Annotated in this window: 4 protein-coding genes and 1 pseudogene; 1 reads left to right on the plus strand and 4 read right to left on the minus strand. The window is 52.2% G+C overall.

Translation table 11 applies throughout. The features are described from left to right. The 4 genes and pseudogenes from AC0L2C_RS34025 to AC0L2C_RS34040 all read right to left on the minus strand — a co-directional run. Positions 1-125 (minus strand): LysR family transcriptional regulator (locus tag AC0L2C_RS34025; protein WP_473525511.1); only part of this gene is annotated, 125 nt, incomplete at its 3' end. A gap of 51 nt (positions 126-176) precedes the next feature. After that, entirely contained in the window at positions 177-1,298 is a 1,122-nt protein-coding gene (gene nolL, locus AC0L2C_RS34030; RefSeq protein WP_473525510.1) for a nodulation factor fucose acetyltransferase NolL, read from the minus strand. Continuing rightward, a complete protein-coding gene (locus AC0L2C_RS34035; RefSeq protein WP_473525512.1) occupies positions 1,298-1,639 on the minus strand; it encodes a hypothetical protein in 342 nt (113 codons plus the stop codon). Before AC0L2C_RS34035 ends, nolL begins: the two co-directional genes overlap by 1 nt. A 58-nt stretch (positions 1,640-1,697) precedes the next feature. Further along, positions 1,698-1,893: pseudogene (locus tag AC0L2C_RS34040) on the minus strand (hypothetical protein). A gap of 124 nt (positions 1,894-2,017) precedes the next feature. Between AC0L2C_RS34040 and AC0L2C_RS34045 the strand changes: the two are divergent. Next, the coding region (locus AC0L2C_RS34045; RefSeq protein ID WP_473525513.1) for a LysR family transcriptional regulator at positions 2,018-2,142 on the plus strand (125 nt) is incomplete at its 3' end.

Consider the following 2,142-nt stretch of genomic DNA (forward strand, 5'->3'; position numbering starts at 1 on the left):
CCGACGGCCGCGCTCATGGCCGGCTGACTTAGGTTGATGCTGCTTGCCGCCGCCGTGAGGTTGCGCTCGGTCAGCAGTGCGTCGAGCACGACGAGAAGGTTCAGATCGAGGCCTTTGAAACGCATGCCTCATCTGTCCGTAACGTGGTTGCTTGTCATCGCGACCATTGTGGGCGGCTAATTTATTGCAGATTGAGATTTGAGCAGACTTGGGCGTGGCGGCGCTCCGACAAGGATCTGCGACACATATCCAAGGTCGCGCGCAATCTTGCGAATTGCCATCGCCGTGACGACAATCGCCACTCCAACCACACTTGCGAACGCGATTCTGGTCGTGAGATTCCAGAGTTCTCCAAACTGTATCACGTCCATGAGGCGAAACACGGCACCCTGGACCAGGTAAAGCAGCAGCGTGCTCTGACCAAGCTCCACCGCGACAAACTGAGCTACTCTAGTTGAATAGACAATTCTCCAGCACCGAAACATAAGCTGCATCGCTACTGCAGAAGCTGCTGCCGAGCCAGTGAACATCAGAAATACTTGTTCAGCCGACTGTTTATCATGAATTAAAACGAGATTGTTGTAGGCGTAAGTCTCCTTGCCCCACAAAATAAAGCATATTAAAGCTGTTATCGACAGTAAAACTACAAAAATCGAATTGTGTGCCCAAATGATAATTTTCTGCCATCCGATCGGCTGCGCAAGCAAGAACCCGAGACAATAAAATGGGTAAGTGTATCTTAATGACGGGGTTATTGAAAATGTAATGGGCGCGAATGCGACCGCAATTGCAGATGCGCTTATAATCCACATCGATACGCGATTGGAAATTGTAAACAGTCTAATTAGAATGAACGAGATAAACGCCGCCCATATGAACCAGTATGTTCCAATGAGTTCCTTCGAAAAGTCCAGCAATCCATCAGTTAAGCTTGTCGTAGGAGGGATCATGGCGGACTTTAATGTCCAAATTAACGCACACCAAAAAAGCATTGGTAGTAGTAACTGCGTTGCTCGATTGCCGACCCCTTGAATGAACGGTTTTCGCAAAATTGCCCCAGAAGAAACATATCCACTTATCGCCATAAAGAGAGGCATATGAAACATGTAGATCGACTTATAATACGGAGACGTCCAGAAATCGTCAGTGCCTCGATAAATTAAATATTGTACTAAGTGCCCAATTATCACTAAAGTAATTAGTATACCTTTGGCGAAATCAAGGCTTAGGTCTCGGTCGTGTGTCTCTGCTGGGCGCGAGCCGCGTCCCTTCGCTCCGACTGTTATTTGATCAAGCATCAGACTCCAGCCCACCTGTTGCGGTTGCTACGGCCGTTTCTGGGCACGGCGAGCACGCCAGTTTCGGTGAAAAGATCGAAATTTACGCGGATCGCGGCGTGGTATCGAGGGCCGACTGGCTGCAACCGAGCGGACGAAATCCCAGTGCCTGATCGCAAACCTGGAGCGCAGTGGCGGTCGCGATCATGTGTGGCGAGGCGATGGCCCGGCACTATGGTCGCCGGGACGTCTCTGCAGAACCTCTCAAGATGATTCCGCAGCACGTGCCGAATCGTGCTAAAAGCGAATGGAATGCCAAGCTGCTGCTGCACCGGACAGATGACGTGGATAGAATGGCTCATTCCGAGTCTCTCAAGATCCGGATGCACCCTGTACAATCCGAGTTCGCCTACCAAGAAATCACCTCGCCAACCGTGATGAACGGCGCAGCAGGTCCAAGTAAGCCGCTACGCCGCACATAGAGCCGATTGCGCGAACCTCCCGCCTTGCACCGGCCCAGCTACGACCGCCTGAAAGCCCCTGTCGGCCCATAGGCCTTTCGGAAGAAAGCGGAGAGCTCGACATGATCGGCTACTTGCAAGTCATTTCCCAGCACACGCTACAGAAGCCGTGGCGTGATCGGGTGCATGTCAGGTCCGGTCATCTATGCAGCGCCCTGGAAGTTTGGTAAAATCGATTGTTTAGATCGCGAGCATTCACGCTATGGATAAGTGAAAGCGATGCGCTTCAAAGGCCTTGATCTGAACCTTCTCGTCGTGCTCGACGCACTGCTGACCCAGCGCAACCTGTCGGCGGCGGCAAGCAGCATCAACCTAAGTCAGCCGGCCATGAGCGCGGCCGTCGC

It is taken from the genome of Mesorhizobium sp. WSM4845 (assembly GCF_055811455.1).

Bases quoted from the DNA above. Each gene is read 5' to 3' on its own strand.
- AC0L2C_RS34035 (WP_473525512.1), bottom strand. From the start codon at position 1,639: ATGAGCCATTCTATCCACGTCATCTGTCCGGTGCAGCAGCAGCTTGGC.
- nolL (WP_473525510.1), bottom strand. From the start codon at position 1,298: ATGCTTGATCAAATAACAGTCGGAGCGAAGGGACGCGGCTCGCGCCCA.